24 protein-coding genes are annotated in these 25,225 nt (G+C 62.6%); 12 read left to right on the top strand and 12 right to left on the bottom strand.

Annotated elements, in window-relative coordinates:
* The 5 genes from ACNQPB_RS07425 to ACNQPB_RS07405 form a co-directional block, all read right to left on the bottom strand.
* A complete protein-coding gene (locus ACNQPB_RS07425) occupies positions 1-1,005 on the bottom strand; it encodes a D-2-hydroxyacid dehydrogenase (RefSeq protein ID WP_498750425.1) in 1,005 nt (334 codons plus the stop codon).
* The gene (locus ACNQPB_RS07420; protein ID WP_498750424.1) at positions 1,002-2,096 is read right to left on the bottom strand and encodes a tartrate dehydrogenase; all 1,095 of its coding nucleotides are present in this window, start codon (positions 2,094-2,096) and stop codon (positions 1,002-1,004) included. The genes ACNQPB_RS07425 and ACNQPB_RS07420 overlap by 4 nt, the downstream gene beginning before the upstream one ends.
* Complete coding sequence (locus tag ACNQPB_RS07415) at positions 2,093-3,619, bottom strand: aldehyde dehydrogenase family protein (RefSeq protein WP_498750422.1); 1,527 nt, start codon at positions 3,617-3,619, stop codon at positions 2,093-2,095. The genes ACNQPB_RS07420 and ACNQPB_RS07415 overlap by 4 nt, the downstream gene beginning before the upstream one ends.
* A gap of 93 nt (positions 3,620-3,712) precedes the next feature.
* A complete protein-coding gene (locus ACNQPB_RS07410; RefSeq protein ID WP_498750421.1) occupies positions 3,713-4,990 on the bottom strand; it encodes an NAD(P)/FAD-dependent oxidoreductase in 1,278 nt (425 codons plus the stop codon).
* Positions 4,991-5,017: 27 nt separating this feature from the next.
* A complete protein-coding gene (locus ACNQPB_RS07405) occupies positions 5,018-5,692 on the bottom strand; it encodes a haloacid dehalogenase type II (RefSeq protein ID WP_498750419.1) in 675 nt (224 codons plus the stop codon).
* A 422-nt stretch (positions 5,693-6,114) separates the two neighbouring features.
* Here ACNQPB_RS07405 and ACNQPB_RS07400 point away from each other — a divergent pair, with 422 nt between their 5' ends.
* The 10 genes from ACNQPB_RS07400 (at position 6,115) to ACNQPB_RS07355 (ending at position 16,387) form a co-directional block, all read left to right on the top strand.
* Positions 6,115-7,038 (top strand): ABC transporter substrate-binding protein, encoded by a 924-nt coding sequence (locus ACNQPB_RS07400; RefSeq protein ID WP_498750418.1) that lies wholly within the window; start codon positions 6,115-6,117, stop codon positions 7,036-7,038.
* An 11-nt stretch (positions 7,039-7,049) separates the two neighbouring features.
* A complete protein-coding gene (locus ACNQPB_RS07395) occupies positions 7,050-7,976 on the top strand; it encodes an amino acid ABC transporter permease (RefSeq protein WP_498750417.1) in 927 nt (308 codons plus the stop codon).
* Entirely contained in the window at positions 7,973-8,740 is a 768-nt protein-coding gene (locus ACNQPB_RS07390; protein ID WP_498750415.1) for an amino acid ABC transporter ATP-binding protein, read from the top strand. The genes ACNQPB_RS07395 and ACNQPB_RS07390 overlap by 4 nt, the downstream gene beginning before the upstream one ends.
* Positions 8,741-9,877, top strand: coding sequence for an FAD-dependent oxidoreductase (locus ACNQPB_RS07385; RefSeq protein ID WP_498750414.1), 1,137 nt, complete (start codon positions 8,741-8,743; stop codon positions 9,875-9,877).
* Positions 9,878-9,957: 80 nt separating this feature from the next.
* Positions 9,958-11,211, top strand: a complete 1,254-nt coding sequence (locus ACNQPB_RS07380; RefSeq protein ID WP_498750413.1) for an aspartate aminotransferase family protein — start codon at positions 9,958-9,960, stop codon at positions 11,209-11,211.
* 28 nt (positions 11,212-11,239) lie between these two features.
* A complete protein-coding gene (locus tag ACNQPB_RS07375; RefSeq protein WP_498750411.1) occupies positions 11,240-12,694 on the top strand; it encodes an NAD-dependent succinate-semialdehyde dehydrogenase in 1,455 nt (484 codons plus the stop codon).
* A 36-nt stretch (positions 12,695-12,730) separates the two neighbouring features.
* Positions 12,731-13,429, top strand: coding sequence for a GntR family transcriptional regulator (locus tag ACNQPB_RS07370; RefSeq protein ID WP_498750410.1), 699 nt, complete (start codon positions 12,731-12,733; stop codon positions 13,427-13,429).
* Positions 13,430-13,855: 426 nt separating this feature from the next.
* Entirely contained in the window at positions 13,856-14,617 is a 762-nt protein-coding gene (locus tag ACNQPB_RS07365; RefSeq protein ID WP_498750408.1) for an ABC transporter substrate-binding protein, read from the top strand.
* 46 nt (positions 14,618-14,663) lie between these two features.
* A complete protein-coding gene (locus tag ACNQPB_RS07360) occupies positions 14,664-15,560 on the top strand; it encodes an amino acid ABC transporter permease (RefSeq protein ID WP_498750407.1) in 897 nt (298 codons plus the stop codon).
* Positions 15,561-15,691: 131 nt separating this feature from the next.
* Positions 15,692-16,387: a GntR family transcriptional regulator gene (locus ACNQPB_RS07355; protein WP_498750405.1), complete on the top strand. Its 696-nt coding sequence runs from the start codon at positions 15,692-15,694 to the stop codon at positions 16,385-16,387.
* Positions 16,388-16,404: 17 nt separating this feature from the next.
* Here the strand turns inward: ACNQPB_RS07355 and ACNQPB_RS07350 are convergent, their stop codons facing one another.
* The 5 genes from ACNQPB_RS07350 to ACNQPB_RS07330 form a co-directional block, all read right to left on the bottom strand.
* The gene (locus tag ACNQPB_RS07350) at positions 16,405-17,556 is read right to left on the bottom strand and encodes an ROK family protein (RefSeq protein ID WP_498750403.1); all 1,152 of its coding nucleotides are present in this window, start codon (positions 17,554-17,556) and stop codon (positions 16,405-16,407) included.
* Between the two features lie 67 nt (positions 17,557-17,623).
* Complete coding sequence (locus tag ACNQPB_RS07345; RefSeq protein WP_498750402.1) at positions 17,624-18,550, bottom strand: ABC transporter substrate-binding protein; 927 nt, start codon at positions 18,548-18,550, stop codon at positions 17,624-17,626.
* An 85-nt stretch (positions 18,551-18,635) separates the two neighbouring features.
* Positions 18,636-19,997 (bottom strand): aspartate aminotransferase family protein, encoded by a 1,362-nt coding sequence (locus ACNQPB_RS07340; protein WP_498750400.1) that lies wholly within the window; start codon positions 19,995-19,997, stop codon positions 18,636-18,638.
* 26 nt (positions 19,998-20,023) lie between these two features.
* The gene (locus ACNQPB_RS07335; protein ID WP_498750398.1) at positions 20,024-20,989 is read right to left on the bottom strand and encodes a phosphotransferase; all 966 of its coding nucleotides are present in this window, start codon (positions 20,987-20,989) and stop codon (positions 20,024-20,026) included.
* A gap of 326 nt (positions 20,990-21,315) precedes the next feature.
* On the bottom strand, positions 21,316-21,990 hold the full coding sequence (locus tag ACNQPB_RS07330) for a haloacid dehalogenase type II (RefSeq protein WP_498750396.1): 675 nt from the start codon (positions 21,988-21,990) through the stop codon (positions 21,316-21,318).
* 332 nt (positions 21,991-22,322) lie between these two features.
* On the opposite strand from ACNQPB_RS07330, the gene ACNQPB_RS07325 reads away from it, so the two are divergent.
* Positions 22,323-22,538 carry a hypothetical protein gene (locus tag ACNQPB_RS07325; RefSeq protein WP_498750395.1) on the top strand — a complete coding sequence of 72 codons (216 nt, stop codon included), beginning with the start codon at positions 22,323-22,325 and terminating at the stop codon, positions 22,536-22,538.
* Between the two features lie 284 nt (positions 22,539-22,822).
* Here ACNQPB_RS07325 and pyrE read toward each other — a convergent pair whose 3' ends face one another.
* Entirely contained in the window at positions 22,823-23,395 is a 573-nt protein-coding gene (gene pyrE / locus ACNQPB_RS07320) for an orotate phosphoribosyltransferase (RefSeq protein WP_498750394.1), read from the bottom strand.
* Positions 23,396-23,485: 90 nt separating this feature from the next.
* Here pyrE and nadE point away from each other — a divergent pair, with 90 nt between their 5' ends.
* Positions 23,486-24,310: an NAD(+) synthase gene (gene nadE / locus ACNQPB_RS07315; protein WP_498750393.1), complete on the top strand. Its 825-nt coding sequence runs from the start codon at positions 23,486-23,488 to the stop codon at positions 24,308-24,310.
* Between the two features lie 17 nt (positions 24,311-24,327).
* Here nadE and ACNQPB_RS07310 read toward each other — a convergent pair whose 3' ends face one another.
* On the bottom strand, positions 24,328-25,044 hold the full coding sequence (locus ACNQPB_RS07310) for a FadR/GntR family transcriptional regulator (RefSeq protein WP_498750392.1): 717 nt from the start codon (positions 25,042-25,044) through the stop codon (positions 24,328-24,330).
* Positions 25,045-25,225: the final 181 nt, after the last annotated feature.

Below are 25,225 nucleotides of genomic sequence, written 5' to 3'. Positions count from 1 at the left end.
CTAACTGGCGGGAAGCCGATGGTTGGAAGTCGGGACAAAACCAAGGGCCTTGTCCACGACGTTTTCCAGCGGTTCGCCGTCGGAGTACCGCTTCAAGTTGTCCACAAAGAGTCTGCCGAGGTCATCCAGATAATCCTCGGCGTCGCCGCTCATGTGCGGGGTGATGATCACGTTCTCCATGTTCCACAAGGGGTGCCCGGCCGGCAGGGGCTCGGGATGCACAACGTCGAGGCCGGCCCCACGGATGGAACCCGACTGCAGTGCCTCGACCAGGGCTTCGGTATTGACCAGTTCGCCACGGCCCACGTTGATCAGGCAGGCGGACGGCTTCATGGCCGCGAGGACGTCCGCGCCAACGAGTCCTTTGGTGTCGTTGGTCAGGGGTACCGCGAGCACCACGTAGTCGTAATCATGGACCACCAGGGAAAGCTCTTGGGAAGAATGGATGCGGTCGAAGTCCGCATCACCTTGGCGGGCTGTCCGGCCGGCACCGCTGACGGTCATCCCGACCGCGCGGAAGAGCTGGGCGGTTTCCCTGCCGATGGAGCCGGTGCCGACGATCAGCGCCGACTGGCCCTGGACCTTCCGGCTGGTCCTGTGCTGCCAGCGCTGTTCCTGCTGCAGGCGGAACGATCCTTGGGCATCCTTGGCCATGTCCAGCACAAATCCAAGGGCGAACTCTGCAATTGCCCTGCTCAGGACGCCTCGTGAGTTGGTGTAGGTAACATCGCTGGCCACCAGCTCATCGAACATCAACTGGCTCACGCCAGCGGCAGAAACATGGATCCACCGGAGCGAGGAGGCACCGCTCCAGTTCTCCTTGAGGGCCGGGGAGAACGAATGCCATTGATAGAGCACCTCGGCACCGTCCAGGGCCTTCGCCAGTCCGTCCGCCTTGGTCAGCCGGACTTCGGCGAGTTCTTCGATCTCGCCAAGCCGCGGCGGCAGGGCCTCCCTGTAAAGCACCGCAACTGTCGGACGCCCGCCCTCCCGGCTGGCCGTCACGACGTCGGCATCCCTGAGACAGCCTGGTGATCAGCGGCGAGTGCCTCGATAGCCGCGACGACGGCGGCCGTGAATTCCGACGTCGACGACGTTCCGCCGACGTCGCGGGTGCCGTGGCCGTCGCGCAGGGCGGACTCGAACGCCGCCTGGAGGTGGCCGGCCGCTTCGGAATAGCCGAGGTGCTCAAGCATCATCGCGCCGGACCAGATCTGGCCCACCGGGTTGGCCAATCCCTTGCCTGCGATGTCCGGAGCCGAGCCATGGACGGGTTCAAAAAGGGACGGGTACCGCATCTCCGGGTTCAGGTTGGCGCTCGGCGCCAGGCCGATGGAGCCGGTCACGGAACTGCCGAGATCGGACAGGATGTCACCGAGCAGGTTGGAGGCGACGATGACATCCAAAGTCCACGGCTTCAGGACCAAGTGTGCGGCCAGTGCATCCACCAACTCGTGGGTGACTGCCACCCCCGGATGCCTGCCGACCGTTTCCTCCACGACTTCGTCCCAGAACGGCATGGTGTGGATGATGCCGTTGCTCTTCGTGGCGGACGTCAGCTTGCCACTGCGGCCCGCTGCCAGGGAGGCCGCGAAGTCGGCAGCCCGTGAAACCCCCAAGCGGGTGAAGATCGTTTCCTGCACGGCGCTTTCGTACGGCAGGCCCCGGTACATCCTTCCGCCGACCTCTGAATACTCGCCCTCGTTGTTTTCACGGACGATGAGGATGTCGATCGGTTCTTTCGACGCCAAAGGCGAGGCCACGCCGTCGAGGGTCTTGACCGGACGGAGGTTGATGTACTGCTGGAACTCCCGGCGGATCGGGATCAGCAGCCCCCACAACGATTCAGTGTCCGGGACCTCCGGGGAACCCACGGCGCCGAGGAAGATGGCATCGTGCCGTGACAATTGCTCCAAGCCGTCAACGGGCATCATTCGCCCATGCCGCTTGTAGTAGTCCGAACCCCAGTCGAAATGGATGAAGTTGAGGGTCAGCGAGTGGAGCTCAGCGATGCGTTCCAGGCAGGTGATGGCAGCCGGGACAACTTCTTTCCCGATGCCGTCGCCGGCGATGACTGCGATGTTGTGGGTGCTCATGGATTCTCCGTCTGCCGTGAGGCCGGCGTGACCGCGGCTTCGCCGAGGTTGATGATGGTGTTTTTGGGTTCGGTCATTTCGCGAAGGGCGTGCCGAACGCCTTCGCGGCCGACGCCGGATTTCTTGAAGCCTCCGAATGGCATGGAATCGATCCGGACGTCGCTGGTTTCGTTGATGACGACGGCGCCGACGTGCAGTTTGTCAGCGATCGCCAAGGCCTGGTCGATGGACCGGGTGAACACTCCGGCCTGGAGGCCATACTCGGTGTTGTTGGCGGCGTAGACGGCGTCCTGGACCTCGATGAACGGCAGGATGCTCACCACGGGTCCGAACACCTCGTCCCGGATGACCCTGCACTTCGAAGGCACATCGGTCAGCACGGTCGGCAAGTAATACGCACCCCGCCGCTTGCCTCCGGCATGCACGGTGGAACCGGCGGATTTCGCTTCTTCGACCCATTCCTCCACGCGGCGGGCTTCAGCTTCGGAAATCAGCGGTCCGATGTTAGTGGCCCGGTCAAGCTTGGGCCCGGTCTTCAGGGCTTTGGTGCCTCGGACCACGTGCTCCAGGAGGCGATCGTAGAGCGAGATATGGACATACACCCGTTGAACGGACAGGCAGTTTTGCCCTGCGACGCCGAACGCACCGGCCACGATCGCCGACGCTGCGGCGTCGGGGTCCGCGTCGGCACAGACAATCGTGGCGTTGTTGCCGCCGAGTTCGGACACGACCTTCTTGGCGCCTGCGGCGGCGGCGATACGGTCGGCGGTTGCGGGGCCGCCGGTAAAGGAGATCAGGTCCACCCGCTCGTCCGTGACCAGTGCCTCGGACACCCCCTGGCCGGTGACGATGGCCGCGATCCGCCCGGACGGAACTCCGGCTTCCAAGAGCAGCTGCACCAGCGCGAGCCCGCTCAACGGGGTCCGCCCTGACGGTTTAAGCACGACGCCGTTGCCGCCGATCAGCGCGGGCCCGAGTTTGTGCGCCACCAGGTTCAGCGGATCATTGAACGGCGTGATCGCCGCGACGATGCCCACCGGCTTACGGCTGTACCAGCCGATCTTGCTCCCCGCGGCCAGGCTGTCCTCAAAAGTCAGGGTCTCTCCTGCCAGCTCGTCCGCCGCGGCTGCCGACAACCGCAGGGTTTCCCTGCATCGGCGGACTTCCCGTTCGGCCTCGGTGATCGTCTTGCTGCTCTCCGCCGCAATGATGGCGGCGAATCGCTCAGACCGCTCCCCCAGCAACTGCGCGGCTTTCTCCAGCGCCTCGCGCCGGGCCCGCAGCGGCCAGTCCGCAAACTTCAGATGGTGGTGGAGATAGCCGATGGCGCGCTTCACATCCCCCGCTGCGGAGGCGCAGACCTTCCCCACCACGAAACCGTCCTGGGGATCCCTGACCTCGAGGGTCATCCCATCGGTCTGCCAGTGTCCTTCGAAGAAGGCACCTCCGGGGAGATTGGCAACGTCTGAGCGGCTGTCCCCTGTTTCCGGGCGCGCGTCATCGAGGATTGTTGTTGGCAACATGTGATCCCTTGGCTAGGTGATGGGTTTGGGTGTTTGGAAGCTGGCCGGCCGGTCCCAGCCGGCCAGCTGGTCCAGGGCGTACTTATCCCGGGCCTACTTGATCCGATCGATGATCTTCGCCGCTGCGCCGATGAAGGGCAGGAACCACGGGGGACCGAAGTGGCCGGGTACGGGCGGATTCTTCAGGTCTCCCCACACATTGGCGCTCTTGTCTCCGCCCATGTAGTGCGCCATCCGCTTGCCCATGTGGGCTGCCATCTGGACGCCGTGCCCGCTGTAGTTGAGCGAGTAGAAGAGCCCGTCATGCACGCCGGCGTGGACCATCTGGTCCATGGACAGGTCCACCAGGCCGCCCCAGGTGTAATCCACCTTGGCGTTTGAAAGGTAGGGGAAGAGCTCGAGCATGGCCTTGCGGAGGATTTCACCGCTCTTGACGTCCGAGTCGGGGCTGGACAATGCAAAGCGTGCGCGGCCGCCGAACAGGAGACGGTTGTCCGGAGTGATGCGGAAGTAGTACGTCAGCATCTTGGAATCCGATGCCATGCGTCGGTTGGGCAGGATGCGGTTGACGACGTCTTCGGGCAGCGGTTCAGTGACGATGATGAAGCTGCCCACCGGGATGACCCGGCGCTGCATCCACGGGGTGACGCCGCCGGTGTAGCCACTGGTGGCGACCAGGACCTGCTTGGCCCGGGTGATGCCGCGGTCCGTGTGCACATCGTGCACGGTGCCGCTGACCCGCTTGAGCTCGGTGACCCCGGCGTTCTCGCAGATCGTTGCTCCTGCGCCGGCGGCCGCCCCGGCGAGCCCGTGGGCGAATTTACCCACGTGCAGCCCCGCCCCGAGCGGGTCCATCATGGCGCCTTGGTAGAAGTCCGTGCCGATCTCGGAGTGGATTTCTGACTTCGGGATTACCGTCACATGGTGGTCCACGAGCCTGGCCAGCAGCTCCTGGGACTTCCTGAAGCCGGCATTGTGCGAGTCGTGGTATGCCAGCGAGAGCTTGCCGAAGCGGTTGAAGTCGCAGTCGATGGCGTGGTCATGGACCAGCTTCTCAATGCTGTCGATCGCGTCGTTGTACTCACGGAAGTACTCCACCGCACGTGCCTCGCCGTAGCGCTTGACGGCGGTGCTGAAGCCGATGGCCAAGCCGGTTGTAGCCATCCCGCCGTTGCGGCCGGACGCGCCCCAGCCCACGGTGTGGCGTTCGAAGACGGCGACGCTTGCGCCCTGCTGGGCAAACTCAAGCGCAGCCGAAAGGCCGGTGAACCCGGCACCGATAATCGCGACGTCGACATTTTCCGGCACCGGGGTGCTGCGGTAGTCGCCGGAAGGCTCGGCTGTGTCCAGCCAGTAAGGGACAAGTTTCACGGAATGGCCTTTCGCCTCGAAGTCGGTCTAGAGACCGAGGTGCTCGTTGATTTCGTCCAGGGACTTGGCAACGTTGAGGTCGTAGCCCGGGCCAATGGGGTCGTAGCCGCGGTCCAACAGCCAGAGGTTGCGGAAGCCCATGTCGTGCATCGGGTGCACGTCGTAGCGGGTGTGCGAGGAGATGTGCAGGAAGTCCTCCGGCCTGGCGTTCAGGGTGTCAAGCATGTACTCAAAGGCCTGGTAGCGGGGCTTGTAGGCCTGGGCCTGCTCTGCAGTGAACACGGCGTGGAAGTCGGCGCCGAGCTTCGGAATGCTGACTTCCAGGAAGCTGTCGTCCGCGTTGGACAGAGCCACCAGCTTGTAGTTGTCGCCCATGAGCTTCAGCGGCGCCGGCACGTCATCGTGGGCCCCAAAGCTGCGCACAGTCTCTGCAAACTCGGCACCGGCGCCAGGCGTCGGCCCAATGCCAAAATACTTGCAGACCCGGTCAAACGAATTCTGCAGGATCTCCTCGTACGGCTTGTAGTCGCCAAGGACCTCGTCGAAGCGGTACCCGCGGAACACCTTCTTGAACGCCGGCCACTGCTCTTCGGGCAGGCGGCCAGCGAGCAGCCGGCGGGTAGTGGAATCGGTATCCCAGTTGATCAGTGTGCCGTAGATGTCAAAGGAGATGTACTTCGGCCGGAAGTTGGTGGTTGCCATGATTTTCGTCCGTTCATAGATGTCTTTGCGGGACGTCCGGAGCTCGCCGTCCGTTTCAGTCCAAAGGGCGGATTCGCAGGGTGCGGAGAAACCCTGAACCCGATGCTTTGACTGTAGGCTTCAAAATTGTAGATTGTCAACAGTTTTACTGCGATTGATTCTCAAGTCACCCCACACCCTCCAGTGCGGACAGGCCAGTGCGGACAATTTATTTATCGTCGATTGTTGACAATCTGCGATTGAGGGGGTTGCATTGGCATTGGATGCAGAACGAGATCCACGTCACAGCTTGATGATTCCAGATTCTCCCCGATCCCGTTGTGGCCGGGCCCCGAGCTTACAAGTACTCCCCTCGGCGATCCGCAAATTGCACCTCGTTCGGCGGAACCAACTTCAACTGAACCCCCTGGAAGGGAAGCACCATGAAGACCAAGAGCAAAATCCAGACCGCCGCTGCGGGCCTTGCAGTGCTGGTGGCCCTGAGCGCTTGCAGCGCAGCCGCAACGGGCGACGTCGATAACAAAGACTCGAAGACCTCCAACACGGCTGACATCTCGGTAGGTGTCCAGCCCGACACCAAGGCGGTCAGCCTCCTGCCGCAGTCCTACAAGGACAAGGGGGAACTGACGGTGGCCATGGATCTGCACTATGCGCCGACAACCTTTCTCGCGGACGACAACAGCACCCCGATCGGCTTGAACCCGGACGTCGCCCGGCTCATTGCGAAGAAGCTCGGCCTGAAGCTGAAGTTCGTGGACACAAAGTTCGACACGATCGTTCCGGGCCTGGACGGTGGCCGATACGACTTCACCGCCACCACAATGTCCAAGACCGAGGAGCGGCTGAAGGTCCTCGACATGATCGACTACTTCAAGGCCGGCACGTCCGTGGCCGTGGCAGCCGGGAACCCGATGAACCTCACCGTGGAGACCCTCTGTGGCAAGAACATCGCCGTCACCGCCGGCTCGACCGGCCAGCTCAAGCGCCTGCCGGCCCTTAGCGAAAAGACCTGCGCCTCCAAGGGACAGCCGGCGATCAACGCCGTCACGCTCCCCAACGTCCAGGAAGCCCTGACCCAGCTGCACTCCAAGCGGGTCGACGGCATCCTCTACGACACCACCGCGCTCGGGTGGGCTGTCAAGCAGCAGCCCGACGCATTCACCCTGCTCGGCCATGTCAACGTCGGTAACAGCGACCTGACCGCCGTTGGCGTGAAGAAGGGCTCCCCGCTGACTCCTGCCTTGCAGGCCGCCATCCAGTCCGTCCTGGAAACCCCTGAGTACAAGAAGTCCCTCGAAACGTGGGGCCTTGAGTCCGGCGCCATCACCGACGCCAAGCTCAACTAGGCGGCGCCTCCATGGTCACCACTATCAGCAAAGGAAGTGAACCTGCGATGGGTGGCATCGACGCAGCCCTCAAACCGCGGCTTCGGCTTCGGACTCCCACGGAGTACGCCGGATGGGCCCTGAGCATTCTCGTCGGCCTCGGGATCCTCGCCTCGGTCCTGACAAACCCCAACTTCAAATGGGGCATCGTCGGAAAGTACTTCTTCGCCGAGTCGATCCTGCGCGGTCTGATGCTCACTGTCTTCCTGACGGTTGCGAGCATGGCCCTGGGAACACTGCTCGGCCTTGCCCTGGCGGTCATGAGGGCCTCGCACGTGAAGCCGGTGTCCATCGCCGCCGGCCTCTACCTCACCTTGTTCCGCGGCACCCCAGTGCTGGTTCAGCTGATCTTTTGGTTCAACATCTCCGCGCTCTACCCGAACCTGAGGATCGGGATCCCGTTCACGGACATCGGCACTGCTGTGGACACGAACGCGCTCATGGGCCCGATCACGGCGGCACTGGTAGGCCTGACCCTCAATCAGGCCGCGTACATGGCCGAGATCATCCGCGGTGGTTTCTCCGCCGTCGGCAAGGGGCAGATTGAGGCCGCCGACTCCCTGGGCATGAGCGCCGGCATGCGGATGCGCAAGGTCATCATTCCGCAGGCGATGCCCTCGATCATCCCGGCCACCGGTAACCAGTTCATCGGCATGTTCAAGGAAACCTCCCTGGTCAGCGTGCTCGGCGTCGCGGAGCTGCTCCAAAGCGCCCAGCTGATCTACGCCCGCACCTACGAAACCATCCCGCTTCTGATTGTCGCCAGCCTCTGGTACCTGGTGATGACCCTGCTGCTGAGCTACCCGCAGGCCCAGCTCGAGAAAAGATACTCGCGCGCAACCTCCACGCTTCCCCGCAAGGCCAAGCGGGTTGCCCAACCGGAAGGCGCTGCACGATGAGCACCGACGGCACCATTCACGCCCGCGGAATCCGCAAATCCTTCGGACATAAGACGGTCCTGCAGAACATCGACCTGGATGTCGCCAGCGGCGAAGTCTGCTGCATCATCGGCCCGTCCGGCTCCGGCAAGTCCACTTTGCTGCGCTGTATCAACGGCCTGGAGACCGTGGACCTGGGAGTCCTGAAGGTCAACGGCGAAACCTTCGGCTACCAGGAAACCGAAACCGCCTACCACGCCCTGAGCAGGAAGAAGCTCGCCCAGCAGCGCACCCGGGTGGGAATGGTCTTCCAGCAGTTCAACCTCTTCCCGAACATGACCGCCCAGGAAAACGTCATGTCCGGTCCCGTCCTGGTCAAAGGCGAGGACAAGAAGAAGGCTGCCGCCCGCGCGGGCGAGCTGCTCGCCAGTGTGGGACTCGACGGCCACGGGTTCAAGTACCCCGCCCAGCTCTCCGGCGGGCAGCAGCAACGCGTGGCCATCGCCCGTTCCCTGGCGATGGACCCGGAGATCATGCTCTTCGACGAACCCACGTCGGCCCTGGATCCCGAAAAGGTCGGCGAAGTCCTTGCCGTCATGAAGGACCTGGCCAAAAAGGGCATGACGATGGTGGTCGTCACTCACGAAATGGGTTTCGCCCGCGAGGTCTCCGACTCCCTGCTCTTCATGGACGAGGGTTTCGTCATCGAACGCGGCGATGCCCGCGAAGTCCTCAGCAATCCCAAGGAAGCCCGCACTCGGGCCTTCCTGGAAAAGGTGCTCTAAATGACCGACGGAAAACTCGCAGTCATCGGACTGGGCAGCATCGGAAGCATGGCCCTGTGGCAGGCATCCCGGCTGTCCGACTCGGTAGTCGGCTTCGAGGCTGCCACCCCCGCCCACGGCCGCAGCGCCGTGGGCGGGGACACCCGCTTGTTCCGAATGGTCTACCGCGGCAACCCCGGCTACTACCCCATCCTGGAACGTTCGCGAGCCCTCTGGGCGGAACTCGAAGCAGAAACCGGCCAGGACATCCTCACCCGCTGCGGTGGCCTGTCCATCGGCACCGCCAATGGTTCCTACCTCAACGCCGTCCTGGAAACCACCCGCGCCACCGGCGCCGATCACCGGATCCTCAGCCACCAGGAAATGGCTGAACGCTATCCCCAGCACAACCTCCGGCCCGATGACATCGCGGTCTATGACCCCAACGCCGGCGCCCTGCGCACTGACCGTGCCGTCACAGCCGCCGTCGCAGCCGCCCAGGCCAACGGCGTCACCATCCACACCAACACCCCGATCGACACTATCCGGGAAACGACAGACGGCGTGGTCATCGCCTCCGGCGGCAGGACCTGGACCTTCGAGAACGTGATCGTCGCCTCGGGCGGCTGGTCCCGCCGGCTCATGCCCGACTACCTGCAGGCCGCAACGGAAACCAAACGGATCTTCCTGACCTGGTTCGTCGCCCGCGACGCCGCCGCATTCACACCGGAGAAATTCCCGATCTTCATCCGCATCCACGAGGACCGCTCCATGTACGGCGCACCCGCCGTGGACGGCGTCACCGTCAAAGCCACCCTCGACGGCCGCGGCATAACCGCTGCCGGAGCCGAATCAGTAGCCAGGGACCTCACCGCAGCCGAAATCGCCGAAACCACCGAAACAGTCACGGAGTTCTTCCCCGGCCTGTTCCCCAACATCGTCCGCTCGGATGCCTTCCCCGACCTTTTCTCCAAGGACGGGAACCCCCTTCTGGGCCCGATCAGCGATGGAAGCAGGATCTACACCGCCACGGGCTTCTCCGGAGGCGGGTTCAAAAACGCCACCGGATTCGGCGAAATCGCCGCCCACGAAGCCCTCGGCAAGCGCACCTTCGACGGCCTCCACTTTGTACGGCCCCAACGGTTCAAGGCCAGCTAACCCAACCCATGCAACAATTCGCGATTCACAGCAGATCGCGAATTGTTGACAATCTACAGTTCATAAGAAAGCATGAAGCCATGGCAACTCTTAGTCCCATCCTCAAGCAAGCGACACCTGTGGTCGTCGACCACGCGCTCGGCAGCTGGATCTATGCAACCGACGGCAAGAAGTATCTCGACTTAACCACGGGAATCGGCGTCACCAGCACGGGCCACTGCCACCCTGACGTGACGGCAGCAGCCCGCGAGCAGGTGGGAAAGATCGTCCATGCCCAGTACACCACCGTGATGCACAAGCCCCTGCTTGAGCTCACGGAACGACTTGGGGACTTCCTGCCCTCGGGGCTGGACAGTGTCTTCTACGCCACGTCCGGCTCCGAGGCGGTAGAGGCTTCGGTCCGCCTGGCCCGCATGGCCACAGGACGGCCCAACATCATCTCGTTCCACGGCGGCTTCCACGGCCGCACCGTCGGGGCTGCGTCCCTCACGACGGCGGGCACAAAGTTCCGCTCCGGCTTCTCCCCCTTGATGAGCGGGGTTCACATCGCCCCTTTCCCGCACGCATACCGCTACGGATGGGATGAGGAAACCGCGGTTGCCTTCGCCCTCAAGGAGCTCGACCAGCTCCTGGCCAGTATCAGCAGCCCGGCTGACACAGCCGGCTTCATTATCGAGCCGGTTCTCGGCGACGGTGGCTACATCCCCACGCCGCCGGCTTTCCTTCAGGGACTGCGGGAGCGGGCCGACCGGCACGGCATCGTGCTCATCGTGGACGAGGTCCAGGCCGGCGTCGGACGCACAGGAAAGTTCTGGGGACACGACTGGGCGGGGATCACCCCGGATGTCATCATCACCGCGAAGGGCCTCGCCAGCGGCTTCCCCATCTCAGCCATCGCAGCCTCCACGGAATTGATGGGCAAGGCCTGGCCGGGCTCGCAGGGCGGCACCTACGGCGGAAACGCCGTCGCCGCTGCCGCCGGCGTCGCGACCCTCGGTGTCATCGAGCGGGAGAACCTGGTCCAGAACGCCCTGGTCCGTGGCGATGAGCTGCGCGCCGGGTTGGACAGCCTCAAGGGCCAGTTCACGACCATCGGGGATGTCCGGGGCCGCGGCCTCATGCAGTCCGTCGAATTCACCGCGGCAGACGGAACGCCGGACACGGCAACCGCCCTCGCCGTCCAGCAGGCAGCTATTGCGGAAGAACTCCTCCTTCTCACCTGCGGCCCCCACGGAAATGTCATCCGCATCATCCCGGCCCTGAACGTCAGCAGCGACGAGATCCAGGCCGGTCTGACCAGGTTCACCCAGGCGCTCAAGACGGCCGCCATCTAATCCCTCCTTCGATCATTGAAAGCGTGACATGAGCACCTCATTCGACCCTTCGGGGCTGCAGACCGAACTGTTCATCGACGGCGTCTGGCGGAGGGCCGCCAGCGGCGCCGCCTTCCCGGTGGAGAATCCGGCCACCCATGAAATCATTGCCCACGTGGCCGACGGCGGTACGGAGGAAGCCCAGGCTGCCATCGAGGCTGCGGGCCGCGCCCAGGCGGAATGGACTAAGTCCACACCCCGGCAACGTGCCGACATTCTGCGACGCGCATTTGAGCTGGTCATTGCCAACACCGACCGGCTGGCCGCGATCATGACTGCAGAGATGGGCAAGCCCCTGGGCGAGGCGAAGGGCGAAGTGGCGTACGGCGCAGAGATGCTTCGCTGGTTCTCGGAAGAGGCCGTGCGCGTGGGCGGGGACCACTCCACCTCCGTGGACGGTACCACCCGGATCATGATCACCAAGGAACCGGTCGGCCCTTGCGTCTTGGTTACCCCTTGGAACTTCCCGCTGGCCATGGGCGCCCGCAAAATCGCCCCGGCTGTAGCGGCCGGCTGCACCATGGTCTTCAAACCGGCCGAGCTAACGCCACTGACGTCCCTTGCCCTGGTGCAGATCTTCAAGGAGGCAGGACTGCCTGACGGCGTGCTGAACGTCGTCACAACGTCCAACGCTTCCAGCGTGGTGGGGACGTGGATGGGCAGCGGCATCGCCCGCAAGGTCAGCTTCACCGGCTCCACCGAAGTGGGCAAGATCCTGCTGCGCCAGGCGGCCGACAACGTGATGCGTTCCTCGATGGAACTGGGCGGGAACGCCCCGTTCATCGTCCTGGCCGACGCGGACATCGAAAAGGCCGTCGATGGTGCCCTCAAGGCCAAGATGCGCAACATGGGCGAGGCCTGCACCGCAGCGAACCGTTTCTTCGTGCACCGCTCCGTGGTCGCGGAATTCGGCGAGAAGTTCGCCAAGAAGATCTCCGAGCTGCGGGTGGGTAACGGCGCTCTGGCGGGAACCGACGTCGGACCCCTCATCGAGCAGAAGGGCCTGGCTAAGGTTGAAAGCCTGGTCTCCGACGCCGTCTCCAAGGGTGCACGCATCCTGACCGGCGGAACGCGTCCGGACGGTCCCGGATACTTCTACGACCCTACGGTCCTGGTAGACGTTTCCCAGGACGCCGAACTGATGAGCACCGAAATCTTCGGACCTGTCGCAGCCATCACCGCGTTCGACAGTGAGGACGAAGTGATCCGCCTGGCCAACGACACTGAGTGGGGGCTGGTTGGCTACGTGTTCACTGAGAACATGGACAAGGCCCTGCGCTTCTCCGCAGAGCTGGAGGTCGGCATGGTGGGACTCAACACCGGCCTCGTTTCCAACCCAGCCGCCCCCTTCGGAGGCGTCAAGCAGTCAGGCCTGGGACGCGAAGGCGGCAAGATAGGAATCGAGGAATTTCTTGAAACCAAGTACACGGCAATAGCTGTGTAACGCGCAGGCAAATAGCAAAAGAATGAGATGAGGGGGATGTCGATGGCGGCACCGGAAGGACTTTTTGTACTGGAAGGAAGGCCAACTGCGCAGTTGATCGCGGATCAGTTGCGGGAACAGATCGTCCAGGGAACTTTCCGCCCCGGGCAGCAGATCAATGAATCCGTGATGGCCGGCCAACTGAATACGTCCAGGGGCCCCCTCCGGGAAGCGCTGCAGCGCTTGTGCCAAGAGGGGATACTCGTCAGCCATCGCAACCGTGGCGTGTTCGTCATGGAACTGGAGACCGACGACATCAAGGAGATCTACGCTGTCCGTGAATCCGTCGAGTCAGCGGCTGCAAACACCCTGCTGGATGGCAGTCCGGAGCGGGTAAAAGACACCTGCGAGGTGCTGAAGGGAATCGTCGGCGACATGGCGAAACAGGTTGCGGCCTCCGACTGGCAGGCAATCGCGCGGCTGGACATGCAGTTCCACACATCCTTCGTTGCCGGCACGGGAAATTCCCGCTTGATCCGGATCTATCAAACCCTGGCAGCCGAATCGAGGATGTGTATCGTCAACCTGGAAGTTTCCTACCCTCGCGCGGACGTCCTGGTAGAGGAACACCAAAACCTGCTTGATCTCCTCGAGGGCGGCGACCGGAAAGGCCTCCTCAAGGCGATCAAACGGCACATGCAAACGGCCGTCGAGGATCTGACCGAGCGGCAACCGGATCAGGAAGTCACGGCCTAGCCAAAGGCCGACTCCGCGCATTTACCAACGGCCGTTGCAATACGCCCTGCCGGGCTTGCAACGGCCGTTTTTGTCTATAACCAGACCCAAGCGCGCCAATTGAATAATTGTCAACAATCGACAATGGCGAAGTCCGCAAATTGTTGACAATTCGTTGAGCGAGGAGTTGCATTGCGGATAGGGTGACTCTGGGTGGCAGTGCCCACCGCACCCTCCTTTTGGCATATCACGGATTCGAAGGGAAGCGCCATGGAGTCCAGGAGAAGGTTCCAGGCAGCCCTTGCTGTGTTGGCTATCTTGCTTGCCCTGATCGCTTGTACAGGCCCGGCACCAGGAGGCCCGGCACCGGGAGGCCCGGCTCCTGGAAGTCCAAGTTCCTCGATCACCGCCGACATTTCAGAGAGCGTCCAACCGGATGCAGCCGCGGTGGCGTTGTTGCCGCAGTCCTACAAGGACAAAGGCGAGCTGACGGTGGCCATGGACCTGCACTATCCGCCGACGACGTTCCTTGCCGAGGACAACACGACCCCGATCGGCCTGAACCCGGACATCGCCCGGCTCGTCGCCAAGAAGCTCGGCCTGAAGCTGAAGTTCGAGAACACGGCATTCGACACCATCATTCCGGGCATCGACGGCGGCCGCTACGACTTCACCGCCACCACCATGTCCAAGACCGACGAGCGGCTCAAGGTCCTGGACATGATCGACTACTTCAAGGCCGGCAGTTCCGTGGCCGTGGCCGCGGGCAACCCGCTGAAGCTGACCGTGGAGACCCTCTGCGGCAAGAACATCGCCGTCACCGCCGGCTCGACCGGCCAGCTCAAGCGCCTCCCGGCACTCTCGGAACAGACCTGCGCCTCCAAGGGCCAGCCCGAAATCAACGCCGTCACCCTGCCCAACGTCCAGGAAGCCCTGACCCAGCTGCACTCCAAGCGCATTGACGGGATCCTCTACGACACCACCGCCCTCGGCTGGGCCGCCAAGCAGCAGCCGGACTCCTTCGAAATCCTTGGGCACGTGAACGTCGGCTCCAGCGACCTGACGGCAATCGGCCTGAAGAAGGGCTCACCCCTGACCCCGGCCCTGCAGAAAGCCATCCAATCCGTCCTCGACAGCCCGGAGTACAAGAAATCCCTGGAGACCTGGGGCCTGGAGTCCGGAGCCATCACCGACGCCAAGCTTAATTAGCGGGGTCATCCAGGCTGCAAAGATCCATCAAGGAGGCGACACGACAATGAGTGGAACGGACCCCGCGCTCAAGCCGAGACTGAAGCGCCGAAGCCTCTTTGAATACGTGGCGTGGGCCGGCTGCACCCTCCTTGCTGCCGGCATCCTGTATTCGGTGTCCACCAACCCGAACTTCAAGTGGCAAGTAGTCGCCAGATATTTCACCCAGGAAACGATCCTCCGCGGACTCATGCTTACGATCTTCCTCACAATCGCCAGCATGGCCCTGGGAACGGCCCTGGGGCTGGGACTTGCCATCATGAGATCCTCCGGCATCAAGCCGATTTCAGCCGCCGCCGCCGTCTACATCACCTTGTTTCGCGGAACCCCGGTCCTGGTCCAACTGATCTTCTGGTTCAACATCTCGGCCCTGTACCCCGACCTGACCATCGGCATCCCCTTCACAAACATCAGCACGGCCGTCGACACCAATGCGCTGATTAGCCCGATCACTGCAGCCCTGATCGGGCTAAGCCTGAATGAGGCCGCCTATATGGCCGAGATCATCCGCGGCGGTTTCGCCGCCGTCGGAAAGGGCCAGATCGAAGCCGCCGACTCCCTTGGCATGAGTACTGCCACAAAAATGCGCAGGGTGATCATCCCGCAGGCGATGCCCTCCATCATCCCGGCCACCGGCAACCAAGTGATCGGCATGTTCAAGGAAACCTCCCTGGTCAGCGTGCTCGGCGTGGCGGAACTGCTCCAGAGTGCCCAGTTGATCTACGCCCGCACCTTCGAGACCATCCCGTTGCTGATCGTCGCCAGCCTCTGGTATCTCGTGATGACCCTGCTGCTGAGCTACCCGCAATCCAAGCTCGAACAAAAATACGCCCGTGCAACTTCAATGCTTCCCCGCAAGGCCAGGCGAGGTAGCCTCACCAAACCGGAAGGTGCAGGCCGTTAAACGCCGGCGGTGTGGGCCCACGCGAGGCTCCCCCTCTGTAAACTGTCTACAATACGTATCCAAGATCGATCCAGGCCACCACAATAACCGTGCGTCCCGACACACAGGATCCAGGCGAGGGAGTTAAGGCAATGTCCGAGGCAACAACGGAAAACCCCTTTGTGCTGGAAGGCCGGCCTACGGCGCAGGTGATTGCCGATCAACTGCGCGAGCAAATCGTGCAAGGAGCGTTCCGCCCGGGCCAACAAATCAACGAGTCCGTCCTGGCAATGCAGCTCAACTCGTCGAGAGGCCCCATCCGCGAGGCACTACAGCGGCTGAGCCAAGAGGGAATCCTCATCAACAAGCGCAACCGCGGCGTCTTCGTTCGGGAACTGACTTCCGAGGACATCCGGGAAATCTACGCAGTCCGCCAAGCCCTGGAGTCGACGGCCGCGGAGGAACTCCTTGTTGCCCCCCACGAACGCGTTGAGGAAACCTGCAAGATCCTCAAGGAGATCCTCGGCGAAATGGCCAAGCAGGTAGAAGCCTCGGACTGGCAGGCGATCGCGCGGCTGGACATGCAATTCCACACAGCCTTCGTGGCCGGCACGGGAAACTCACGCCTGATACGCATCTACAAGACCCTGGCCGCGGAATCAAGAATGTGCATTCTAAACCTAGCGGTTTCGTACCCCAGGGTGGATGCGCTCGTCGAGGAGCATCAACTCCTCCTTGATCTACTTGCAGCAGCCGACAAGAAAGCACTGCTCAAGGCCATCCAGCGGCACATGGAAAAGGCCGTCGAGGACCTGACCGCGCAGCACGACAAGGCTCCCGGCGTCTGAAGGACAGCTGACACCTGCTACAGGCTTTGGCCCTCGCTACGGGCCTCCAGCATCGATTCCCGTAGCCGGGACTGGGCCAGTGCCACTCCGGCATACGCCGCTCCCCGGGCCACCGATAATCCGATCACCTGCGGGGCGACCCTGATCTCCGGGACGACCGGAAGGCTTTGCGCCAGTCGCCTGCGCGCCTCGGGAAGGACTTCGTCCACGAGCGGACTCAAACGGCCCACAAAATACACGGACTCGGGGTCGAGCGTAACTGCAACGGCACCGACGGCGGTCACGATCGCCGTCGTAAACGCCTCCACCACGTCCGCGCGGGACACCGCTTCCTGCGGCTGGGACCAGAGGGCTTCGATGCCTTCCAGGTCCAGTCCACGTCCTTTGGCGAATTGGAGAAGGCCCGTTGTGCTCAACAGCCCATCGAGGGTTTCGTTGCCAACGCCGGAGAAAAGAACGCCACCCAGATCACCGAATGCAGGGGTCCGCCCTTTGGCGATCTCATGATCAGTACAGCTGGCGAAGCTAAGTACCGTACTGAGCATGAACAAAGCAGCATTTCCTATGCTCGGATCGTCCTTCAGGATCCCCCGTAGAGAAGAGGTGGCATCGTTCTCAAGGATCACGGGCGCCTTCAACCGTTCTTCAATGGCACCCTTGAGACGAGAATCCATGAAAATCCTCTTTGATTCCGGCGTCCCGGACCGGTTGGTCCTATTCAGGGCACGACGGGGCAGCGCGGCAACGATTTGGCGCAATGGCCCCTCTGCAGGTTCAGTAGTCTCTAAAATCAAGTCCACCAGCCACTCGGCAGTAGTTCCAACATCGTCACCCTCCGGGCTGGGAACAATTGTGTGCCTGATATCGCGACCTCTCAGGTCAGTTACGAGGACGCCCGTGGTCTGCGTCCCGAAAGAGATACCGACAATGTGCCCTGCCGTTCCGGGCACATCCAGATACGTGGAGGGCCGGCCACGGCGCACAACCGAATCGACTCCCTGCTCAACGAGAAAACCCTCAAAACGAAGCTCATCCACCTTCCGGGACACCGTCGCCTGACTCAAACGCGTCAATTCGATCAGCCTGGTACGCGTCAAGGGCGCCTCTGAAAGGATCGCATCAAGGACAGAAGCCTTGGTGTAGTCACGTGCCGTGGGGATGCTGCTCATTGCTCAACCTTAATGAGAGTTCAGACCAAAACCGGTCAGGTGGGGCGTCGGCACCCCCCCACTGCTACTAGCGGATGGTGGCCTCGGTGATGGCTGATGCGGCCAGGCCCCAGTACTCCAGGGACTTCTTGTATTCGGGGCTGTCGAGGACGGACTGGATGGCCTTCTGCAGGGCCGGTGTCAACGGTGATCCCTTCTTCAGGCCCATGGCGACGTTGGTGTTCGTGTGGGTATCCATCCTCGGCTCCAGGACAGTGAAGTGGCCGGGCTGCTGCTCGTTGGCCCAGGCCAGGGCGCTGGCGTCGTAGAAGACGCCGTCGATCCGTTTGGAGTCCAGCTGCGTGAGGGCTTCCTGGATGTTGGGCAGTGTGATGGCGTTGATGGCGGGCTGGCCCTTCTCCTCATAGGTCCACTTCGAGACGTTCGGAAGGTGCTTCAGTTGCTGTGAGGAGCCCTTGGTCACGCCAATGTTCTTGCCGCAGAGCGTGTCGTTGGTCAGCTTGAGAGGGTTGCCCTTGGCGACCGCCACGGCGGAGCCGCCCTTGAGGTAGTTGATCATGTCCAGGACCTTCAGCCGCTCTTCGGTGGCGGACATGGTGGTGGCAGTGAAGTCGTAGCGGCCGCCGTCGATACCGGGAATGATCGTGTCGAACGCCGTGTTCTCGAACTTCAGCTTCAGCCCCAGCTTCTTGGCCACCAGGCGGGCGAGATCCGGGTTCACGCCGATCGGGGTCGAGTTGTCGTCAGCGAGGAACGTCATCGGCGGGGAGCTCAGGTCCATTGCCACCGTGATTTCACCCTTGGCCTTGAAGGACTCGGGTAGCAGCGCCACCGCGGCCGCATCCGGCTGGACACCCTCTGAGATGTCCCGGGTGTTCTGCGTCTTCGGGAGTTCCGTGGCCTGAGTGCCCGTTGCCGTGCCGCCACAGGCGCTCAGGGCCAGGAGGACAGCGAATCCGGCAGCCGCGATCCGGATCTTGTTTCCAGTGTTCATTGTGCAACCCTTCAATCGGTTTCCGCGGACTTAATCCGCTGAGCCAGTGAGCTTATTTAGTAGGATTCCCCCTGGCCTGTCCGGCCTAGCGCAGTGCCTTGAAGGCGCGGCCCAGTCCTTCGAGCAGGCGGTCTGCATCGTTGCTGGAGAAGGGCATTGGTGGGCGGAATTTCAGGACGTTGCCCTGGGCGCCACATGCGGAGATGAGAATGCGGTCCTGCCGGAGGGCGTTCACGATTCCGGCGGCGGCCTCTCCGTCGGGGGTGAGCGTGGATCGATCAGTGACGAGGTCGACGCCGATAAAGAAGCCGCTGCCGCGGACTTCTGCGACCTGGTCCAGGCCCTGGGCGAGATCATTCAGCCCCGTGATGATCTTTCCGCCGACCTTCAAAGCATTTTCCATGAGTGATTCCTCGCGGATCACGTCCAGCACGGCCTGGGCGGCGGCGATGGCTACTGAATTGCCGCCGAAGGTGTTGAAGTACCGGATGTTCTTGCCGAACTCCACGAGCAGTTCGGGTTTGAAGATGGCTGCCGCGACGGGGATGCCGTTACCCATGGGTTTGCCGATGGTCACGATATCCGGGACGATTCCGTGGCGCTGGAATCCCCAAAATTCCTCGCCGGTGCGGCCGAAACCGGGCTGGACTTCATCGGCGATGTACAGGCCGCCGGCAGCATGAACCTCTTCGATGATCGGGCGAAGGAAACCTGCCGGGCCAGCGAAGACACCGTCGGAGGAGAAGATGCTGTCAGCGATAAAGGCCGCCAGTCCAATGCCATGCCGGTGCAGATCAGCGATGGCTGACCGCACCTGATTCCGCAGGTGATCCTCGAGAGACCCTTGATCCGATGAGTACCGCAGGGCGTCCGGGGCGTCGATGACCCGAACGTTCGCGCCCAGGGGCACCCCGATTCCCAGGGACGGCGAAAAGGACGATACTTCCGCCGTCAGGCCGTGGTAGGCGCCTGCGGTGACGATGATGCCCTGGTTTCCGGTGGCGTATTTTGCCACTCGCATGGCGAGGTCATTGGCCTCGGACCCGGTGCAGGTGAACATGACGTGGCCAAGCTCTGCGGGGAATGTGGAAAGGAGCTCTTCGGAGTAATCCAGGATGGATTCCTGGACGTAACGGGTGTTGGTGTTCAGCGTCTGCATCTGGTCGTGAACAGCGGCTATTACCCTCGGGTGGGCGTGGCCAACCGAGGGAACATTGTTGTAAACGTCGAGATACTCGTTTCCGTCACGGTCAAACAACGTCACGCCCTTGCCGCGGACCACTTCCAGGGGTGTGTCGTAGAAAAGCCTGTAACCCGGTCCCAGGCTCTGGTCCCGTCGTCGGATGTTCTTCTGCATCTGTTCCGTGAGCTCATCCAGGCGGCTGGGATCAAAGCCGTTGACCATGGCCTTGGAGGGCTTCCGGATGGTTTGGGAGGTGTTGCTCATCATTTCTCCTTGAAGCTGGGTCTTGTTCAGGATGCGTAGGGCAGCTTTGGTGCAGGGGCCGCGGCCGTGGAGGCGAGCCGGTTCCAATCCGGCTTTGAATGGGAGAGGAGATACTCGCGCCTTTGGGGCAATTGGCTTGCCCGCCACTGGGTTATCAGGGCTCGCAGGAGGAGGCGGGCCGGCGCCGACACCGTCAGGGCTTCGAACTCCTGTTCGGGCAACCGACGGATGTTCCTGTAGCCATGCATGACCTGAAGTGCGTGCTCCCAGGGACTGGCCGGGTCTGTTCCAAGAAGGTTGGCCATGGTGACGCTGATGTCGAAGATCACAGGAGTCCGCACGACATCACCGAAGTCGATAATCCCGGTCACGTAGTCCGGCCTGTCCGGGTTCACGAGGACGTTGAACGGGCTGAAGTCGCCGTGCACAACCTGAGAGGTAAGGGTGCCCAGAAGCGGAACCACTTTCTCGTCGAACTGGTCGAAAATGTCCTCGGCCAGGGCGCGTTTTTGCTTCTCAGCGACATAGTCAAGAAGCGGCCGCATGCGGTGAAAGTGCTTGAGGTCCCAGAGGAGCAAACGGTCTGCCCGAGGATGATCGAAGTCCCGCAAAGCAAGGCCCAGACGGGCAAGGCTTGAGCCCACCAACTGAAGCTGGCCGGCAGAAGCCTCGGAATTGGCCAGCAAATCGCCAGGCAGGAAGCGCATCACCCGAAGTACCCGATCATAGGGCCCACCAGGCCCCGGGATAAGGACTTGCAGGTCCCCGCCAAGGCTCCTGACAAGACGCTGGACCGGAAGTTCAGGGGCAGTCCGCTCCAAATAATCCAAGCATGCCGTCTGAAGGTCGACGATCACCGGATCCTCATCCGGGGGTGACACCTTCACCAGATAGGTTTCTTCACCGTCCCGGAGGCGGAAAGTCTCATCCTTCTCGGTGGGAATCCGGACGAGCATCCCCCTTAGTCCGTAGGACCCTTCCAGCAGCTCCAAGACAGTTGAGTCAGCGAGCTGGGACTGCTCCGCCAGGAGCCCGCTCTCCGACGCGATGGCGTCGATAAAAGCAAAGGCGCTATTGACGGCCTCGGGTGCGGGGGCGGGGCCGGTGGCCTCTTCGCCGTGGGCCGGGCCTGTGTGAAGCGCGGTGGGATCAAAGGAGGGACTCATCTCGCCCTTTCAATCATTGAAGGAGAAAGTCAGGACCGCCGCATTGCGTGGGGAGGTTCTGGGTGTCCCCGCCCACGGCGTCGCGGCCGTGGGCGGGGGAAGCGGCTTCGAACCCGGTGACGGACCCGGTCGGGCGCGCCTCAGGAACCGGGTCAGAGACCGAGGTGTTTGTTGATCTCGTCCAGGGACTTCACGGTGTTGTAGTCGTAGCCCCCGGTAATGGGGTCATAGCCTCGGTCCAGCACCCAGAGGTTCCGGAAGCCCATGTCGTGCATCGGATGCATGTCGTAGCGTGTGTGCGAAGCGATGTGCAGGAAGTCCTCAGGCTTGGCGTTCAGGGTATCGAGCATGTACTCGAAGGCCTGGTATCGCGGCTTGTAGGCCTGGGCTTGCTCAGCGGTCAAAACGGCGTGGAATTCAGCGCCGAGCTTCGGGATGCTGATCTCCAGGAAGCTGTCGTCGGCGTTGGACAGAGCCACCAGCTTGTAGTTGTCGCCCATGAGCTTCAGCGGAGCCGGCACGTCATCGTGCGCGCCAAAGCTGCGTACAGCGTCAGCGAACTCTGCGCCCGCACCAAGGGTCGGCCCGATGCCGAAAAACTTGCATACCCGGTCAAAGGAATCCTGGAGGATCTGCTCGTAGGGCTTGTAGTCGCCAAGGACCTCGTCGAAGCGGTACCCGCGGAAAACTTTCTTGAACGCAGGCCACTGCTCTTCAGGCAGGCGGTCCGCGAGCAGACGGCGGGTAGTGGAATCAGTGTCCCAATTGATCAGCGTGCCGTAGATGTCAAAGGAGATGTACTTCGGCCGGGAGTTTGTCGGAGCCATGATGCGTCCCTTCAAGGAGGTATTAGGAGAGTAGGGGCCATGGAGTTGCCAGCCATCTGTTGCCAGCTGCCACGGACCGACCATTTTGATTCCCTATGAATCTAAATCCCAGCTTGTCAATTGTCAACAATTTTCTTTTCGTAGTGCATACTCACCTCCTCATCGACCCTTCACCCTGACTAACCAGCCTCCTCTTCAAATTGTCAACAATCGACGATAAGCTGGTGTCTCGCTCTGTCGTTCCGCGGCCCTCTCCAGGTTTCCCCCGCGCCTCGACTCCTTCCGGCGACCCTCACGGAACCACACGCCGAGCATCAGAAAGGTAGATCAAGGTGCGACAAAGCAGTCACACATCTCTCTGGAAAACCCTCGAGCGGGGCGACCTCGTCATCCTGAGCCAGCGGGGAGTTCCTTGCCATCATGGCTCCATCGACGACCGGACTGACGATGGCCAAACCATCTGGGTGATCGACGAGATCGGCCACCGCCGGCTTTTCCATATCGACGACGATTACGATCTGATGATTACCTTCGAAGCGAAGCCATGATCGCTGTGATTGTCCTTGTCGCGGCCGCCATCCTGACAAGTTCCACTTCGGCCGCAAATGCACGGCCGCCACGGCAGGCGAAGAGCCAACACGTACCGATCCGTCGGCGGAAGCCCAGGAACGGACACCTGGCCGAAGCATGCGTCGGAATCCTGGCCTTGGCAGCAGTCACACTGGCCGTCCACGTCCAGCTCGGGGAAACATTTTGACGGCGTGGCCCCTGACAAAGCCCTTAACGCAGCGTGGCCGGCCCCTTCCGGAGCCGGCCACACGGAGACAAGCCCTTAGTTCAGGCCGAGCTCATCCTTGCTGAAGGCATACAGGTACGGAACGCCGGTTTCGGCTTCGATCTTTTCCTTGGCGCCGGTGTTGCGGTCCACGATCACGGCCACTGCCACGACGTTGCCGCCTGCGTTGCGGACACCCTCGACGGCGGTCAGCGCCGAACCGCCGGTGGTCGAGGTGTCTTCGAGCACGACTACGTTGCGGCCTTCCACGGACGGACCCTCCACCTGGCGGCCCATGCCGTAGGACTTCTGCGCCTTACGGACCACGAAGGCGTCCACGGCGCGGCCGGCGTCGGCTGCCGCGTGCATCACCGCGGTACCGACGGGGTCGGCACCCATCGTGAGTCCGCCTGCGCACTCGACCGCCACGCCGGCGTCGTCGATCAGGGACAGCATGACCTGGCCCACCAGCTTGGAGGCTTCGTGGTGGAGGGTGATGCGGCGCAGGTCGATGTAGTAGTCTGCCTCGGCTCCGCTGGAGAGGATCACCTTGCCGCGGACCACCGCGAGCTCCTTGATCAGTTCAAGCAAGCGGGCACGGGCAGCGGAGGCGTCAGCAACGGGAGTCATGGGCCCTATTTTACGGGAGCCGCGAAACGATCCGCGCAAAACAGCCGGCGTTGTTGAGCCGGGCCGACGCGGCTGGCTAGTCTTGGGTGCATGCGCAAACTCCAGGCGAAGATCATCGAAGAAATGGGCGTCCAGCCCCGGATCGATCCTGCCGAGGAGGTGCGCAGGCGCGTCACATTCCTGAAGGAATACCTCAAGGCCACCCACACCAAGGGCTTCGTGCTGGGGATCTCGGGCGGCCTGGATTCCTCGCTGGCCGGGCGCCTCGCCCAGCTGGCCGTCGAGGAACTGGAAAGCGAAGGCGTGGAGGCCAACTTCGTGGCCGTGCGCCTGCCGTACGGCACCCAGCATGACGAAGATGACGCACAGGCCGCGCTGGACTTCATCCAGGCCAAGACCGAGTGGACGTTCAACATCTCGGCCGGCGTGGACGGCGTGGAGGATGAGTTCGAGAAGACCACCGGCGCCGCAATCTCGGACTTCCACAAGGGCAACACCAAGGCCCGCATCCGCATGGTGGCGCAATACGCGCTGGCCGGCGAACACAACTACCTGGTGATCGGCACGGACCACGGCGCAGAGTCCGTCACCGGCTTCTTTACCAAGTTCGGCGACGGCGGCGCGGACATCCTGCCGCTGTTCGGCCTCAACAAGCGCCAGAACCGGGCCCTCCTCGCCGAACTGGGCGCTCCCGCGCGGGTTTGGGAAAAGATCCCGACGGCGGACCTGCTGGACGGACAGCCCGGCCGCACCGACGAGGACGAACTCGGGCTGCGCTACGACCAGATCGACGACTACCTTGAGGGCCGTGAGGTTCCCGAGGATGTTGCGAAAATCATCGAGGACAAGTACCTGCGCACCCGCCACAAGCGCACCGTGCCGGTCACCATCTTCGACAGCTGGTGGAAGAAGTAAGCCAGGACATCCGGGCCTCAGGCCAGGAAGCCCCGCAACAGGGAGGCGGTGCCTTCAAGGTGTTCCATGGTGGCCCGCTCCGCCGTGACCGCGTCGCCCTTGAGAATTGCCTCCGCGATTTCCGCGTGCTGTTCGTTGGCATGTTCGAGGTTTGTGCCGAGGCGCGGGATGCGGTCGAGCAGATCGTTGAGCCGCGCGCGCGTCTCCGCCACGGCACCAACCAGGCTGGCTGATCCGGACAGTTCGGCGATGGCGATGTGGAACCGGGCGTCCCGCGGACGGTAGGTTTCCGGCGTCGCACTCATCAATTCCGAGAGGCACTGCTGCAGATGCTGCCGTGCGGCGGCAGTCAGTGCGGCCTTTGCGGACAGCACCGCGGCCGCAGGCTCGATGATTCCCCGGAACAAGAGCACGTCTTCGACCTCCGCGCGTTCCAGCGGGCGGCTCTCCGAGGGGCGATGAACGGCCGAGCTTGAGACGTAGGTCCCGCCGTAGCGCCCCCGCTGGACTTCCAAATAGCCGGCTTTTTGCAGTTCACCCAGGGCGTCCCGCAGTGTTGCCCGGGAAACCCCGAGCCTCTCCGCCAGTTCGCGCTCCGGCGGGAGCTTCTCCGACGGCGCGAATATCCCCAGCTTGATGGTCTGCAGGAGGTGTTCGATGGTCTCTTCAAAGGCGTTTCCGCCGCGCACCGGGCGCAGCACGGAATACGAAGGGCCGAACGGAGAATCCTGCATGGCGGAGCCTCCCCTTCACTAGGGCCGGAACCGGGCCGTCGATGTTGGAACCATCCTATCCGCGCCTGCCTTAATGGTCACTCAATCGACCATTACCTAGTGCCAATCTGCCAATCCCGGCATCTTTTTCATCGAAATGCTTGACCGTGGCGCGGATCACCCTCAGACTGTGATGCAGCTC

The organism is Curtobacterium sp. LFS079, assembly GCF_047977865.1.
In the GTDB taxonomy this organism is placed as follows: Bacteria; Actinomycetota; Actinomycetes; order Actinomycetales; family Micrococcaceae; genus Arthrobacter.
This window is presented reverse-complemented; position numbering and strand designations above follow the sequence as displayed.